At 61.8% G+C, this 14,343-nt stretch carries 15 protein-coding genes; 1 reads left to right on the top strand and 14 read right to left on the bottom strand.

What is annotated here, in order from left to right:
• Positions 1–138 precede the first annotated feature (138 nt).
• Positions 139–2,748 carry a DUF349 domain-containing protein gene (locus tag H9C73_RS10120; protein WP_209287710.1) on the top strand — a complete coding sequence of 870 codons (2,610 nt, stop codon included), beginning with the start codon at positions 139–141 and terminating at the stop codon, positions 2,746–2,748.
• 57 nt (positions 2,749–2,805) lie between these two features.
• On the opposite strand, the gene H9C73_RS10115 is transcribed toward H9C73_RS10120, so the two are convergent.
• The 14 genes from H9C73_RS10115 to urtB all read right to left on the bottom strand — a co-directional run bounded on the left by H9C73_RS10115 (position 2,806) and on the right by urtB (position 14,338).
• Positions 2,806–3,135, bottom strand: a complete 330-nt coding sequence (locus tag H9C73_RS10115) for a DUF7352 domain-containing protein (RefSeq protein ID WP_209287709.1) — start codon at positions 3,133–3,135, stop codon at positions 2,806–2,808.
• 69 nt (positions 3,136–3,204) lie between these two features.
• On the bottom strand, positions 3,205–4,128 hold the full coding sequence (locus H9C73_RS10110) for a LysR family transcriptional regulator (protein WP_209287708.1): 924 nt from the start codon (positions 4,126–4,128) through the stop codon (positions 3,205–3,207).
• 48 nt (positions 4,129–4,176) lie between these two features.
• Positions 4,177–4,743 (bottom strand): HupE/UreJ family protein, encoded by a 567-nt coding sequence (locus H9C73_RS10105; RefSeq protein ID WP_209287707.1) that lies wholly within the window; start codon positions 4,741–4,743, stop codon positions 4,177–4,179.
• Positions 4,744–4,777: 34 nt separating this feature from the next.
• Positions 4,778–5,425 (bottom strand): urease accessory protein UreG, encoded by a 648-nt coding sequence (gene ureG / locus H9C73_RS10100; RefSeq protein WP_209287706.1) that lies wholly within the window; start codon positions 5,423–5,425, stop codon positions 4,778–4,780.
• Positions 5,426–5,457: 32 nt separating this feature from the next.
• A complete protein-coding gene (locus H9C73_RS10095) occupies positions 5,458–6,132 on the bottom strand; it encodes an urease accessory protein UreF (RefSeq protein WP_209287705.1) in 675 nt (224 codons plus the stop codon).
• On the bottom strand, positions 6,107–6,556 hold the full coding sequence (gene ureE / locus H9C73_RS10090) for an urease accessory protein UreE (protein WP_209287704.1): 450 nt from the start codon (positions 6,554–6,556) through the stop codon (positions 6,107–6,109). The genes H9C73_RS10095 and ureE overlap by 26 nt, the downstream gene beginning before the upstream one ends.
• 24 nt (positions 6,557–6,580) lie before the next feature.
• A complete protein-coding gene (ureC, locus tag H9C73_RS10085; RefSeq protein ID WP_209287703.1) occupies positions 6,581–8,287 on the bottom strand; it encodes an urease subunit alpha in 1,707 nt (568 codons plus the stop codon).
• A complete protein-coding gene (locus H9C73_RS10080; RefSeq protein WP_209287702.1) occupies positions 8,287–8,616 on the bottom strand; it encodes an urease subunit beta in 330 nt (109 codons plus the stop codon). Before H9C73_RS10080 ends, ureC begins: the two co-directional genes overlap by 1 nt.
• Before the next feature lie 204 nt (positions 8,617–8,820).
• Entirely contained in the window at positions 8,821–9,123 is a 303-nt protein-coding gene (gene ureA, locus H9C73_RS10075; RefSeq protein ID WP_209287701.1) for an urease subunit gamma, read from the bottom strand.
• Positions 9,124–9,162: 39 nt separating this feature from the next.
• Positions 9,163–10,050: an urease accessory protein UreD gene (locus H9C73_RS10070; protein ID WP_236014213.1), complete on the bottom strand. Its 888-nt coding sequence runs from the start codon at positions 10,048–10,050 to the stop codon at positions 9,163–9,165.
• 10 nt (positions 10,051–10,060) lie between these two features.
• Entirely contained in the window at positions 10,061–10,756 is a 696-nt protein-coding gene (gene urtE, locus H9C73_RS10065; protein ID WP_209287700.1) for an urea ABC transporter ATP-binding subunit UrtE, read from the bottom strand.
• Entirely contained in the window at positions 10,753–11,586 is an 834-nt protein-coding gene (gene urtD / locus H9C73_RS10060) for an urea ABC transporter ATP-binding protein UrtD (RefSeq protein WP_209287699.1), read from the bottom strand. Before urtD ends, urtE begins: the two co-directional genes overlap by 4 nt.
• Entirely contained in the window at positions 11,583–12,728 is a 1,146-nt protein-coding gene (urtC, locus tag H9C73_RS10055; RefSeq protein WP_209287698.1) for an urea ABC transporter permease subunit UrtC, read from the bottom strand. The genes urtD and urtC overlap by 4 nt, the downstream gene beginning before the upstream one ends.
• Positions 12,725–14,338, bottom strand: a complete 1,614-nt coding sequence (gene urtB, locus H9C73_RS10050; RefSeq protein ID WP_209287697.1) for an urea ABC transporter permease subunit UrtB — start codon at positions 14,336–14,338, stop codon at positions 12,725–12,727. Before urtB ends, urtC begins: the two co-directional genes overlap by 4 nt.
• Positions 14,339–14,343 lie beyond the last annotated feature (5 nt).

The following is a 14,343-nucleotide window of genomic DNA, read 5'->3' as shown; positions in this document are numbered from 1 at the left end:
ACGTAATTTTATCAATTCCGGCCCTGATTCAGCCGCTGTCAAGGCTTCCCCTTGCGCTGGCCAGACCGTTAGAATAGCGACCCGCCCGTTCACCTCCGAGCTTTTGGTTGCGGGACTCTCCTGTGGTAGTGGTGACTGATGTTTGCAAACCTGTTTAAACCCAAGTGGCGTCATTCAGACCCGGACGTTCGTATCAGTGCTGTGGCAAAACTGAGCCCTGACCAGCCTGATCAGCTATCGATTCTGCGCCAACTGGCGCTGTCCGACAGCAGTCCACGGGTTCGAATCAGCGCCGTGCAGCGCTTGCAGGACACGGATTCGCTGCTGCAGGTACTGTCTGCCTCATCAGACCCCGAAGTACGCGAACAGGCCGGCCAGCGCGTGGGTGAATGCCTCAACGACAATGCCCCCAGCGCCTCCATTTTCAGCCTGCTGGAACAGGTACACGACGACTCGGCACGGACTCAGATTATTCTCAACGCCAACGGCCTCAAGCCCGATAGCCTGGGCAATGTGGACGATGAACACCTGCTGGTTCAACTGGCGCTGCACGCACGGGTGGCCGACACGCGCAAGGCGGCTGTGAAGCGCCTGAGCAACACCTCTCTGCTTGAGCAGGTTCAGCGTGCCAGCCGTGGACGTGACAAAACCGTACATCGTATTTCCCGTGACAAGCTCACGGCACTGCGCGAGGAAGCCCGTCAGCAGGCCGAGAACGAACAGCGCCGTCAGCAGCTGATCCACCAGCTGCATCAACTGCTGATGACCGAAGATACCCAGTTTCTGCAGGCACGGGCACAGGCGGCCTATCAGGAGTGGGACAGCCTGCTGCACAAGGAAGACGAACTGCATGCCCGCTTCCTTGAACTGAGTCAGCAACTGAACGAGCGCCTGCAGCGACTTGTGGCCGAGGAAGCCGCCGAGGCCGAGGCACGTGCCCGTCGTGAGCAGCAGCTGGAAACCGCTCAAGCCCTGCTGGATCAGCTCGATGCGCTGGACGTGAACACCGATACAGACTTGGCGATCGAGCTGGCCAATGTGGAGCAGGCCTGGCAGGCCCTGAACCCGGACTGGCTCAGCCCCGAGTTCAAACAGCGTAAAAACACGCTGATCGAGCCGCTTCAACAGGCCCTTGAAGCCCGCCAACGTTTTGAAACCGCACGCCCCGAGATTGAGCACCTGCTGGCGCAGGAAGACGGGGCTGCAAAAAGCCGCCTGTCCTCTGCTCAAACACTCGCGGCCGCCGTCAACTGGCCGCGTTCCGTGGCGGCTCCTGCTCTCCTGCAGTCACTCAATGACTTGATCGAAACCCTGCGTCAGGACCAGTCCCGTCTCAAGCAGGCCGCGCGTCAGCAAAGTGACGAGATCGTATCGCTGTTGGACCAGCTGGAAACCCTGATCGAACAGGGGAACGTGCTGGAAGCCGACAAGCTGAATGCTCGCCTCAAGCACAAAACCGGTGAACTTGCCCCGGCACTGCCGAATACGCTGGAGAACCGCCAGCGCCAGCTCAACGCACGGCTGGCCGAACTGCGTGACTGGCAGGGATTCGCGGCTGCCGAGAAGAAAGACGCGCTCTGTGAACGCATGGAAGCGCTGATCGGTACCGAAATGGCGCCACAGGCACTGGCTGATCGCGTGCGCGCTCTGCAGCAGGAGTGGAAACAGGTCGATGCCACCGATCCGGTGCACTCTCAGAAACAGTGGAAACGCTTCCACGAGGCCGGTGAAAAAGCCTACGAGCCCTGTCAGGCCTGGTTTGCCTCCCAGCGCAAGCAGCGTGAGTACAACCTGCAGCAGCGCCAGCAAATCTGTGAGCAGCTCACGGCCTACATTGAGCAGATGGACTGGGAGCAGGCTGACTGGCCCGCCGTGGAAGCGGTCAGCCGTACGGCCCGCAACGAGTGGCGTCAGTTCGCGCCCGTTGATCGCGCCCCCGGCAAGCCCCTGCAGCAGACCTTTAACGCTCTGCTGCGTGATCTGGACAACCGTATCAAGGCACATCGCCAGCGCTGCGCGGACACCAAGGAAGCCCTGATCGAGCGAGCGGCTGAGCTGGCCCAAGCTGAAGATATCAGCCAGGCCGCACAGGAAGCCAAGCAGCTGCAGCGCGAATGGAAAGCGGCCGGACCGACCTTCCGCAGCCGAGAGCGTGCCCTCTGGCAGGCGTTCCGCAAAGAATGCGACGTGATTTTCAGTCGTCTCAAGTCTGAACGCCAATCCGAAGCCAAGGCGCAGCAGAGCGCCCGGGCTCAACGCCAACAGGAGCCGCTGGGCAACGATCAGATTCAGGCGTTGCAGCGTCTGGACCAGCTGGCCACGCAGGCAGAAGAAGAGCTGGCCACCGATGGCCAGAGTGAAACCCTGTCCACCCTGCTGACAGAAGCGATCACCGGCCCGTCACCGGGTGCCCGCTGGCGTGAGCGCATGGGGCAGCGGCTCGAGGCCATTCGCTCGATCAGCGCCGGCTCACGCAGCATCGAAGCGCAGCTCGTGGACACCGAACGTGCCGCCCGGGAGCTGTGTATTCGGCTGGAGATCCTGCTGGGTGTCGCCTCACCGGAAGAAGACGAGTCCTTGCGCATGGCCTACCAGATGGAACGTCTGAGTCAGGCGCTTGAGCAACAGGACGATGAACCGACTCCCGCAGCCCTGCAGGCGTTGGCACTCGAGTGGTACACCCTGCCCTATCACTGGCACTTCCTCGAACTGCACCAGCGGTTCGAGCAGCTTCAAACCAGCCTGTAACAAAAAAGCCGGGGAACGCTCCCCGGCTTTTTTATCCCTGCTTTATCACTGTCTGCTTCAGGCCGCGTGGTGCACCCACTTGGGCTCAGGTGCCGGCTCCAGGTACTTCTCGGATTCGATGCGGAACAGGTGGTAGGCCTCGGGACCAAAGGGGTCCAGCGCCGTATCCATGTATTCGTAGTCCATGGCCACCGGCTTGCCGGTCATGGCAACCTTGAAGGACGCATCACACAGGGGCACGTCGGCGCGCAGCGGCTCTTCCACCCACATGAAGAGTCCTTTCTCCGCTACCAAGTACTCGAATCGCACCACACGGTACCCTTCTTTCAGCTGCAGGCGGGTCGCACGGTCAGATGCTTCAAGACGGTATTTATGGATCGCTTTCATGATCGGACTCCTCGTCTCGTTTAATCACAACTTCATATTGGACAAGGATAGCGAAAGAAAAAAGCAGCTTTATTCATCTTTTTTGTCAGATTTTTTCGATGAATGACCCACCTGCTGTCGACAGATCGCCTGCACCGCCGGATGCTGCGGGTGAGCACCACGCGTAATGGCATACAGGCGGTCATAGACCGTATCCACCCGGCCGATGAATTCCACCTGATACTGACGGCACACCTCCTCGGCTATCACCTCCGGCGCAGCAAATACGCCAAGGCCGTGGTGGCCCAGCACCTTGATCAGCGCACTGTCGTCCACCTGTGCGCGCATGGAGAGGCTGACGCCCTGATCCGCAAACCACTGCATCAGCTCGCTTACGTAAGGGGCATCCACGGCATTGGCCAGGAAGGGCTGCTCGTTCAAGCTGTGCGGAAAACCCGGCTTCAGGCTTTGCGCCAGTGCCGGTGCAGCAAAAAGGCACATGGGTGAACGTCCCAGTTCATGCAGAAACACTCGCGCATCCGGCTCCAGTGCCGGTGGGCGGTCCGTCAGCACGATATCCAGGTCACGCCGGTGAAGGTCACTCAACAGGTTGGGGGTGCGGCCGGTTTCACAGACCAGATTCACTTCCCGGTTCTGCTCCAGCGCCGGTTCAATCAGGTGCCAGGCGATCAGCTTGTGAATGGAGGCCGAGATCCCCACGGCCAGACGCAAGGGACGTTCGTCGGAGGGGGTCTGCAACAGCTGCTGAAGGGCTTCCGCCGCTTCAAAGATCTCGTCAGCATGGGATTGTACCTGCTGCCCCAGATCGGTCAGCTTCAATCCGCGCCCTTCGCGACGAAACAGCAAGCCACCAATTTCACTTTCCAGCGCAGCCACCTGACTGCTCAAGGTTTGCGGCGCCAGGTTCAGCATGCGGCTGGCCTTGGCCATACTGCCGGCCTGGGCAACGACCCAGAAATGGTACAGATGACGAAAATTGAGTGTGTTCAGCATCCGGCGCTCTCCTTCAGCGGATGCTGAACAGTCTACCTCAGTCGAGGTTCAGGCGGCGACCATCGCCACGCCGGTCAGCGCGATGGCTCCCCCGGTAACGCGGCTCAACAGGTTGGCTTTCGCCTCAGACCCCAGCTTGCCAAACACAACACCCGACAGATGCAGGCCCAGGGTGGCCAGAACGAAGCCGGCCGCATAGCTGAAACCACTCGCGCTCAGCGGCATTTCAGCGCCATGGGCCAAACCATGGAACAGGGCAAAACCACCGGCCAGCGCCATGCACACAGGTGTCGCGAAGCGTGCCGCCAGCGCCAGCAGCAGGCCCAACACGACCACTGACAGGCCAATGCCCTGCTCGGTGATGCCCAGGCTGACACCGGACAGCGCCAGCGCGTTACCCAGCACCATCGCGCTGACAAATGCCAGAGGCACCAGCCAGAGGGAGCGCCCACCCAGTCGAGCGGCACAGAGGCCAACCGCCAGCATCGCCAGCAGGTGGTCTGCGCCCCCCACCGGATGCGCCAGCCCGCTCACGAACCCTGATACTTCATGTCCGCTGTGCGCCATCGCAACGCCCGGGAGGAGTGCAACGGCTGCAATCAGTGACTTTTTCATGGTTATCTCCTTCAAACGCTATTGCTGTATTTGATCACACCACCGCGCGGGCTGGCGGCAGTTGTTTGGCTTCCAGCATCCCTTCTTCGATGATAAAGCCGATAATATCATCCAGACCCTTGGCCGCTTTCAGGTTGGCGAAGATGAAGGGGCGATCGCCCCGCATCTTGCGTGCATCCCGGTCCATCACCTCCAGCGAGGCCCCCACCAGCGGCGCCAGGTCGGTCTTGTTGATGATCAACAGGTCCGACTTGGTAATGCCCGGACCACCCTTGCGCGGAATCTTGTCACCGGCGGAGACGTCGATCACGTAGATGGTCAGATCCGACAGCTCCGGGCTGAAGGTGGCGCTGAGGTTATCGCCGCCACTTTCGACAAACACCACATCCAGCGCGCCATGCCGCGCCACCAGTTGATCGATCGCCGCCAGATTCATGGAAGCATCCTCACGGATGGCGGTATGCGGACAGCCACCGGTCTCCACGCCCATGATACGGTCGGCGCTGAGTGCTTCGTGTTCGGTCAGAAACCTGGCATCCTCCTGAGTGTAGATATCGTTGGTCACGACCGCGATATCGTAGTACTCGCGCATGGCGGCACAGAGTGAACGCAGCAGTGCCGTTTTGCCGGAGCCGACCGGACCGCCAACGCCGACACGCAATGTCTGTTTGGGTTTGCTCATGTCTATTTCCTCTTGTGTCCGGTGGTGCCGCATCAGGAGCGGAACAACCGTGAATACTGTGTTTCGTGGCGGCTGCTGGCGATCGCCAGGGCAGGCAGGCCAGCGCCGATAAAGTCTTCGTCCAGATTGCGGGCCGTCTCGATTGCCCGGGGTAGCAGCGGCTGCAGGTCATTCAACAGCTGCTGGGCCTGGGTCTGCCCCAGCGGCACCAGTTTGGTCGCGGCCGCCACCTGGTTTTCCAGCCAGGACCAGCCCAGTCCCAGTGCCGCCGCATCAAGCGCGATGGCCCAGTGCCGTGCAGCAAAAGCGAACAGCAGGATGAAACTGACCTCCTGCTGCAGTGCCTCCGGCACGTCGATGCCGAGATTGTTCAATACCCGTCGCAGCGCTTCCCCCATGGCAGAGTCGGTCAGGCGCAGCTCGCGGGTTTCGCGGCAGGCCAGCGACAGGTCATTGAGTTCGCGCCAGCGACACTCGCTGTCGGCCTCCATCGACAGTCGCAGCAGGGCCAGATCGGTACGCGCCACGGACTGCAGCAGCTGCTGTTCCAGCCAGCTTTCGACCTGATCAGCCTTGCGAACCCAGCCCGCGTCGATGGCGTACTCCAGTCCCTGAGAAAAGGCGTAGCCGCCCACCGGCAAGCTGACACTGCTCAGCTGCAGCAGCCGCAGCAGAGCGTGATCAGTGGTCGTGATGGTGGTGGCCATGGGCATAGGCTCCGGATTCCGGCATGAATACGGCTTCACACTGGCGGGTTTCCAGCCCCAGCAGTTGCAGCATCTCCTCCAGCACATGATCCGGCTTGATGCGCAGACAACGGTCCCCCACCTCTATGCGCACATGGCGGTTGCCCAGGTGGTAGCAGGCACGGGCAAAGGTGTGCCAGTCATCACTGCGTGCTTCCAGCACCGGCTCTTTGGCCCCTTCCACCAGAATCTGCCGCCCACAGGTGGATTTCAGGTATTCACCCACCAACAGCGGCTTGCCACGCTCCAGAAAGACACGCACCTCTTCGCCCGTATCGCTGGTCAGTTTGAGACGACCGCGGTCGCGCTGGTCATGGGTCAGTGTCACGCGCGCCGCGATGGGCCCGTGACAGTGAGTCCCCAAACGTTCATGCACTTCAAACATGGTGTGTTCTCCCAAAACCCGGTGTTAAAAAAGTGTGTAGCGCTGCGCCAGCGGCAGTACGTCTGCCGGCTCACAGGTCAGCAGTTCACCGTCGGCCCGCACTTCATAGGTCTGCGGGTCGACCTGAATATCGGGCTGCCAGTCGTTCAGTATCATGTCGGCCTTGCTGAGAGTGCGCGTATTGCCACAGGCCACCAGCTGACGGCTCAGCCCCAGCTGTTCGCGCAGACCTGACGCCAGCGCCGCCTGACTGACGAACGTGACCGAGGTGGCAGCAGCTGCCTTGCCTTCCGCTCCAAACATGGGGCGGTAGTGCACCGGCTGCGGCGTTGGAATCGATGCGTTCGGGTCTCCCATCGGGGCGGCCGCGATCATGCCGCCCTTGATAATCATGGCCGGTTTGATACCGAAGAAGGCGGGCTTCCACAGCACCAGATCGGCCAGCTTGCCCGGCTCGATGGACCCCACTTCGTGGGCAACGCCATGGGTGATCGCCGGGTTGATGGTGTACTTGGCGATGTAGCGGCGGGCACGAAAGTTGTCAGCACCCAGTTCCGCATCCTCCGGCAGCAGGCCGAATTGGACTTTCATCTTGTGGGCGGTCTGCCAGGTGCGGGTGATCACCTCGCCCACACGCCCCATCGCCTGCGAATCGGACGAGATCATGCTGAAGGCGCCACGGTCGTGGAAAATATCCTCGGCGGCGATGGTTTCCTTGCGGATACGGGAGTCGGCAAAGGCCACGTCTTCAGGAATGTTGCTGTCCAGATGGTGGCACACCATCAGCATGTCGAGGTGCTCATCCACGGTGTTCACCGTGTAGGGCCGTGTGGGGTTGGTCGAAGAGGGCAGCACATTGGGGTAGCCCGCCGCGCGGATAATATCGGGCGCATGACCACCGCCCGCCCCTTCGGTGTGATAGGTGTGGATGACGCGGTTCTTGAACGCGCCCAGGGTGTCGTCCACAAAGCCGGATTCGTTCAACGTGTCGGTATGGATCGCCACCTGTACGTCGTACTCTTCAGCCACACTCAGGCAGCAATCGATGCTGGCCGGTGTAGTGCCCCAGTCCTCGTGCAATTTGAGACCACAGGCGCCGGCGTCCAGCTGCTCACGCAGGGCCTCCGGGCGGCTGGCATTGCCCTTGCCCAGAAAGCCCAGATTCATCGGCATCTGGTCCGTCGCCTGCAGCATTTTGCCCAGATACCAGGGGCCCGGGGTGCAGGTGGTGGCCTTGGTGCCGGTCGCAGGGCCGGTGCCGCCACCAATCATGGTGGTCACGCCGGACATCAGCGCTTCTTCCACCTGCTGCGGGCAGATGAAGTGAATGTGCGCATCGATCCCGCCCGCGGTCAGAATAGCCCCTTCACCGGCCACGACCTCGGTACCGGGCCCGATAACGATATCGACACCGTCCTGAGTATCGGGGTTGCCGGCCTTGCCGAGGGTATGAATCCGGCCATTCTTCACCCCTACGTCGGCCTTGACGATGCCCCAATGATCCAGGATCAGGGCATTGGTAATCACCAGGTCCATGGCCACTGCGTTGGTCATTTGGCTCTGGCCCATGCCATCACGCACCACCTTGCCGCCACCGAATTTCACTTCGTCACCGTAGGTGGTGTAGTCCTTTTCCACTTCGATCCAGAGCTCGGTATCGCCCAGTCGTACCCGGTCACCCTGGGTGGGGCCAAACATCTGGGCATAGCTGTGTCGGTCCATGTTGGCCATCAGTTGCTCCCCTCTGTTGCAGTGTCCAGCGGTCCCATCACGTCGCCACGAAAACCGTAGATGGTGCGGCTGCCGGCGTACTCGACCAGCTCCACCTCTCGCCCCTGCCCCGGCTCGAAACGGACGGCGGTGCCAGAGGCAATATTGAGGCGATACCCCCGCGCTGCTTCGCGATCGAACACCAGCGCCGGGTTCACTTCGTAGAAGTGGTAATGGGAGCCGACCTGCACCGGGCGGTCGCCATGGTTTTCGACCCGCACTCGGGTGGTCCTGCGGCCGACATTCAGCTCGATGTCGCCGGCGGCTGTCTGAATTTCTCCGGGAATCATGGGATTCTCCTTGTTTCCAATCTCGTCATTGGCATTAACGGTGGGTGCTCACAGTTGGCACCGGGGGCTTCGCTGTACTTCTGCCGGAGTGGGTAACCATGCCGGGACACGCTGTGAATACATCCCTGTACGCTTCACGCCAGCTTCCCTGCTGGTGAGAGTCCCGTCATGGCTACCCACTCCTGACATGACACCCTGCCTCGATTACACAATCGGCTGATGCACGGTGACCAGCTTGGTGCCATCGGGGAAGGTCGCTTCCACCTGCACCTCGTCAACCATCTCCGGCACCCCTTCCATCACCTGGTCGGCGTTGAGCAGGGTCTTGCCGTAGCCCATCAGCTCCGCCACGGTGCGGCCATCACGAGCGCCTTCCATGATCTCCATGGTGATGTAGGCCACTGCCTCCGGGTAATTCAGCTTCAGCCCTCGGTTCAGGCGGCGTTCCGCCAGCAACGCGGCTGTAAAGATCAGCAGCTTGTCTTTTTCTCTTGGCAACAGTTCCATCACGTTCTCCTTCAGCCTGCCGGGGCAGGCCGGTTACAGTCAGGTGGCCCAGATGCGCGGGGCACAGGCCGCGCGCCCGATCAATGCAGGGCGGATCAGCCCCCAGCACTGCTCCAGACAGAGACGGGTGCGCTCCGAACAGCGGCCCAGCGTTCTGATCAACAGGAACTCTCCACTGAGGCTGACACCCGCCAACAGATCGTCCCGCTCGCAGCATTCGCGCAGCGGTTCCAGCAGGGGTTCGGCCTGTTCAGCCGTCATGGGGCCAGCCACCATCAATCCACTCACCGGCTGGCCCTGCAGACCTGCCTTGCTCATCATCACCTCGGCGCAGGTGCCGTCAATCAGCAGTTGTTCACGCAGCAGCAACCGCCCTTCCCGGCTGATTTGCAGGCGCTGCTGCAGCTCACCACGGCCAAAGCCTTCGCCCTGTACAGGCAGGCCCAGGCTGGTCACTTCCCAGCCGATAAAATGCGCACCGGGGGCAAGCTCCACATCCAAGTCCAGACGGGTGCGAGCATCGGGGTACAGAATGGTCTCCAGCGGCAGCCACTCCACCGAAGCACCGGGCCCGGCCTCGAGCCGGACGTGCTGATGCTGCAGGGTGCGGTCCGGGCGGGCGCGGTAGACACGCCCGGCCCCCGGCGTCGTGATCAGGGCCGCGGTATCGGCCTCCAGCCGGGCTTCGATCTCCAGCAAGTCACCGGAGACCATGCCGCCCGGCGGGTGCAGCAGATATAGATGCGCCAGATCCGGCCCTTCCGGGTAGAAGGGCTTCTGCAGATGCAAGGGGCCGAACCGCTCGGCACTGGCGACCCGGCTGCCCCGCGACGTGCGCTTGAGCCCCAGCGCCAGCCGTGCATGCCAGCGCGAAGGCTGTGCATCTTCGTTGTGCGGGCCGGGCGGAGTCAGCAGCGGCATGTTCATCCTCGCCTCCTCAGACCGCCAGATACTGGCGGATCAGCTCGTCGTTGAGGTTGTCCATGCGGTCGGCCGCGACGATGCGCCCCTTCTCCATCAGGCGAAATTCCTTGCCGACCCGGCGCGCAAACCCCAGCTTCTGCTCCACCAGGATCACGGTCAGCCCTTCCTCTTCGTTGAGCTTGAGGATCACATCGCCGATCTGCTTGACGATGTTGGGCTGAATGCCCTCGTTGGGTTCGTCCAGAATCAGCACCTTGGGGTCGAGCACCAGCGCCCGGCCAATGGCCAGTTGCTGCTGCTGACCACCGGACAGGTCACCCCCACGACGGTGCATCATGTCGCCCAGTACCGGGAACAGCTCGAAGATCTTCTCGGGGATCTCTTTCGCCTTGTCCTTGCGAACTGGCAGGCCAATACGCAGGTTTTCCTCCACCGTCAGCAGCGGAAAGATGTCGCGCCCCTGGGGCACGTAGCCGATCCCGGCGCGGGCCCGGTGCTCAGCCGGGCGGGTATGGAGCGGCTTGCCATCCATCAGAATGCTGCCGCTTTCAATCGGCAGCAGCCCCATCAGGCACTTGAGCAGCGTGGTTTTGCCCACGCCATTGCGCCCCATGATGCAGGTACAGGAGCCGGCTTCGATCTCCAGGTCCAGGTCCCAGAGAATGCGGGTGCCGCCATAGAGCTGGTTCACGTTTTGGATGGAGATCATGCCTCTTCCCCCAGATAGACTTCGATCACGTCGCGGTTGTTCTGCACCTGCTCCATGCTGCCTTCGGCCAGCACCGTACCCTGATGCAGCACGGTGACGGTGCGAGCGATGCTGCGCACGAACTCCATGTCGTGCTCCACTACCACCACCGTGTGATCACCGGCCAGCGAGGTGAGCAGCTCCGCCGTGCGTTCGGTTTCTTCGGCGGTCATGCCGGCCACCGGCTCGTCGATCAGCAGCAGGCGGGGCTCGGCCACCAGCAGCATGCCGATCTCCAGCCACTGCTTCTGGCCATGCGAGAGTGCACCGGCCAGCATGAAGCGCTGCTCCTTGAGGCCGATGGTGTCCAGCACCTGATCGATCAGATCCAGCTCGCGTGGCGCCAGTCGGGCCATCAGTGTCTGCCAGATGCCTTTTGCGGTTTTAAGCGACATCTCCAGGTTGTCGAACACCGTATGCGCTTCAAACACCGTGGGCTTCTGGAACTTGCGACCGATGCCCAGCTGGGCGATCTCGGGTTCGCTCTTTTCCAGCAGGTTATGCGTCTGGCCAAAGTAAACGCTGCCCTCATCACAGCGGGTCTTGCCGGTAATCACGTCCATCAGGGTGGTCTTGCCCGCCCCGTTGGCACCGATCAGGCAGCGCAACTCGCCATCGTTGATGTAGAGGTTCAGATCATTCAGGGCCTTGAAGCCGTCGAAGCTGACACTCAACCCTTCCACGTAGAGCAGTACCTGGTGGGACACATCCACCGGCGGGGCCGGCGGGACCAGGAATGGCCAGACCCGGTCCGGTCGCATCAGTTCGCGTGCGTTATCCATTGCGGTCATGAGTGCGCCTCCTGGTGTGTTGCCTTGCCGGCCTTGCGTTCACGACGGGCCGCGAGCTGTCCGCCCAGCCCCACCAACCCCTTGGGCAGATAGAGGGTGACCAGTACGAAGAGCGCCCCCAGTGCGAACAGCCAGCCTTCCGGCATGATCGCGGTAAAACGGGTCTTGGCGTAGTTGACCAGCAGAGCACCGATCACCGCGCCGTAGAGGGTTCCACGGCCGCCCACAGCGACCCAGACCACCACTTCGATGGAGTTGAGCGGCGAGAACTCACCCGGGTTGATAATGCCGACCTGCGGCACGTACAGGGCACCGGCCATGGCCGCGATCAGAGCCGAGAACACGAACAGCCACACCTTGTAGCGATCGGTGCGGTAGCCGAGGAAGCGGGCACGGGCCTCGCCGTCACGGATCGCCACGATCACCTTGCCCATGCGGGACTTGAGGATCAGATGACTGAGCACGTACACCAGCCCCAGCATCAGCGCGGTGATGGCAAACAGAGCCACACGGGTGCTATCGGACTGAAGGTCAAAGCCGAGGATGTCCTTGAAATCGGTCAAGCCGTTGTTGCCGCCAAAGCCCATCTCGTTGCGGAAGAAAGCGAGCATCAGGGCGTAGGTCAGCGCTTGAGTCATGATCGACAGGTACACCCCGGTCACGCGGGAGCGGAACGCCAGCCAGCCGAACACGAAGGCCAACAGGCCCGGTACCGCCAGCACCATCAACATGGCGAACCAGAACTGATCCATCCCCAGCCAGTACCAGGGCAGGCTGTCCCAGTTGAGGAACACCATGAAGTCGGGCAGTTCCGGGTTGCCGTAGACGCCGCGATCGCCGATCTGGCGCATCAGGTACATGCCCATGGCGTAGCCGCCCAGCGCGAAGAAGGCCCCGTGGCCCAGACTGAGGATGCCGCAGTAGCCCCAGATCACGTCCACCGCCAGCGCCAGCATCGCGTAGGAGAGATACTTGCCCAGCAGAGTGATGGTGTAGGTGCTGACGTGCAGCGGTGAGCTTTCCGGCAGCATCAGGTTGGCCATGGAGGCCAGCGTGGTGACCAGAAAGAGTACGGTTACGAACGGCAGTACCCGATTACCGGGTGTACGACCGGCGGCAAAAAGCTGAGTCAGCCAGTTCATTCAGCCGCCCTCCCTTTCTGTGGGAAGAGTCCCTTGGGACGCTTCTGGATAAACAGGATGATGAAGACCAGTACCAGAATGCTGGCGAGAACCGCACCGGTGACCGGCTCCAGGAACTTGTTGGCAATGCCAAGCGAGAAGGCTGCAACCAAAGTGCCCCAGAGGTTGCCCACGCCGCCAAATACCACGACCATGAAGGAATCGATAATGTAGGACTGACCCAGATTCGGCCCCACGTTGGTCAGCTGGCTCAGCGCCACCCCGGCGATACCGGCGATACCGGAACCCAGGCCGAAGGTCATCGCATCCACACGCCCGGTGGGAATGCCCATGGATTTGGCCATGGCACGGTTTTGCGACACGGCACGCACGTTCAGGCCGAGCGAGCTTTTCTTCAGCAGCAGCATCAGCGCAAAGAACACCAACAGCGCAAAGGCCAGGATGTAGAGGCGGTTCAACGTCAGCGACAGTACCGGGTTGATCTCCCAGGAGCCGCTCATCCACTCGGGTGACGCCACCTGACGGTTCAGCGGCGAGAAAACGGTACGCACCAACTGCTGCAGTATCAGGCTGACCCCGAAGGTTGCCAGCAGGGTCTCCAGCGGGCGGCCATGCAGGTGTCGGATCACCAGCCGCTCCAGTAGCACACCGGCCAGACCGGACACCACAAACGCCGCCGGAACGGCGACCCAGAGCGAGTATTCAATGAAGTTCGGCATCAACAGCTGCACCACGTAAGTGGTGTAGGCGCCCAGCATGATCATTTCGCCGTGGGCCATGTTGATCACGCCCATCACACCGAAAGTGATCGCCAGTCCAATCGCCGCCAGCAGCAACACCGAGCCCAGGCTCAGACCGAAGAAGAGCTGGTCAACGAACGCATAAAACTCGACCTTCTGCTCGATGCCGGTCAGCGCCCTGAACGCGGCCTGTTGCACCTGCGGCGAGGGATCACGCTCGGCCACGCGATTCAGTGCATTGCGCACATCACCCTCAAGGCTGCCCTCGAGCTGCCCGATCGCTTCGATGCGATCCACGGCCAGACCCGCCGTATTCAGGCGGTGCAACGCCAGCGCCATATCCATTACGTCGCGCACCGCTGAAGAAGGCTCGTTCAGGCGGGCATCGCGGATTGCCTCAAGGGTGCCGTCATCCAGATCCGACAGCAGCGAGCGTACCGCGCTCTCGCGCACGGAGGCGCTTTCAGACCCCAGTTGCAGACGTGCAATCGCATCGCGCAGGTGGCCACGCAGGCGATTGTTGACGCGGATTTTCTTGATCTCGCGGCTGGACAGCGGCGTCAGCTCTGCGCCGCTCAGCATATCGATAAAGGTTTCCTGACCGGCCGCTTCGCTCACCGCGATCACCTGTCGGGAAGATTTGATGTAGTAGAGATCGCCCTCCAGCATATAGCTGAACAGCGGTTGGACGGCCTCGCCCCCTTCGGCTTCCAGCGCATCGAGGACCGGAATCGCCTTACTCAGGCGTGCTTCGGTCAGCTCACTCAGCAGCGGTGCAAGCTCGGTCGGCAGCGGCTTCTCCGCGGCCATTGCCGGCAGCGACAGCAGCAGGCCGAGGCAGTAACAGCAGATCGCCAATAATCGTTTCACGGTAA

Source organism: Marinobacterium alkalitolerans, assembly GCF_017776525.1.
GTDB classification, from domain to species: Bacteria; Pseudomonadota; Gammaproteobacteria; order Pseudomonadales; family Balneatricaceae; genus Marinobacterium; species Marinobacterium alkalitolerans.
This window is presented reverse-complemented; position numbering and strand designations above follow the sequence as displayed.

Bases quoted from the DNA above. Each gene is read 5' to 3' on its own strand.
- H9C73_RS10120 (WP_209287710.1), top strand. From the start codon at position 139: ATGTTTGCAAACCTGTTTAAACCCAAGTGGCGTCATTCAGACCCGGAC.
- H9C73_RS10115 (WP_209287709.1), bottom strand. From the start codon at position 3,135: ATGAAAGCGATCCATAAATACCGTCTTGAAGCATCTGACCGTGCGACC.
- H9C73_RS10110 (WP_209287708.1), bottom strand. From the start codon at position 4,128: ATGCTGAACACACTCAATTTTCGTCATCTGTACCATTTCTGGGTCGTT.
- H9C73_RS10105 (WP_209287707.1), bottom strand. From the start codon at position 4,743: ATGAAAAAGTCACTGATTGCAGCCGTTGCACTCCTCCCGGGCGTTGCG.
- ureG (WP_209287706.1), bottom strand. From the start codon at position 5,425: ATGAGCAAACCCAAACAGACATTGCGTGTCGGCGTTGGCGGTCCGGTC.
- H9C73_RS10095 (WP_209287705.1), bottom strand. From the start codon at position 6,132: ATGGCCACCACCATCACGACCACTGATCACGCTCTGCTGCGGCTGCTG.
- ureE (WP_209287704.1), bottom strand. From the start codon at position 6,556: ATGTTTGAAGTGCATGAACGTTTGGGGACTCACTGTCACGGGCCCATC.
- ureC (WP_209287703.1), bottom strand. From the start codon at position 8,287: ATGGCCAACATGGACCGACACAGCTATGCCCAGATGTTTGGCCCCACC.
- H9C73_RS10080 (WP_209287702.1), bottom strand. From the start codon at position 8,616: ATGATTCCCGGAGAAATTCAGACAGCCGCCGGCGACATCGAGCTGAAT.
- ureA (WP_209287701.1), bottom strand. From the start codon at position 9,123: ATGGAACTGTTGCCAAGAGAAAAAGACAAGCTGCTGATCTTTACAGCC.
- H9C73_RS10070 (WP_236014213.1), bottom strand. From the start codon at position 10,050: ATGAACATGCCGCTGCTGACTCCGCCCGGCCCGCACAACGAAGATGCA.
- urtE (WP_209287700.1), bottom strand. From the start codon at position 10,756: ATGATCTCCATCCAAAACGTGAACCAGCTCTATGGCGGCACCCGCATT.
- urtD (WP_209287699.1), bottom strand. From the start codon at position 11,586: ATGACCGCAATGGATAACGCACGCGAACTGATGCGACCGGACCGGGTC.
- urtC (WP_209287698.1), bottom strand. From the start codon at position 12,728: ATGAACTGGCTGACTCAGCTTTTTGCCGCCGGTCGTACACCCGGTAAT.